This is a genomic window from Pauljensenia sp. UMB3104, assembly GCF_030217285.1.
In the GTDB taxonomy this organism is placed as follows: Bacteria; Actinomycetota; Actinomycetes; order Actinomycetales; family Actinomycetaceae; genus Pauljensenia.
Window position 1 is genome coordinate 1 of record NZ_JASONN010000524.1, and the last position, 243, is coordinate 243.

Below are 243 nucleotides of genomic sequence, written 5' to 3' on the forward strand. Positions count from 1 at the left end.
CCTCCCGAACGACCGTGATGCCGACGACGACACAATCGGCGTGCTCGCCGTGTTTTTCGGCGTCATGCTGGGAGTCGGCGGTGCCGCCCAGTCCCTGACGGCGTTCACGCGCGTTGCCGCGAAGACCGCCTACCAGAACCACGCGACCAAACGCGCCCTCATGAGCATCACCTGGTATCCGGTCGTCAAGCACAGCCTGCGTCTCATCGGCATCAACATCACGAAGAGCACCGCCGCCAAGGG

General features: G+C 64.6%; 1 pseudogene. It reads left to right on the forward strand.

What is annotated here, in order from left to right:
• Window positions 1-243: pseudogene (locus QP415_RS12650) on the forward strand (hypothetical protein); the annotation flags it as partial.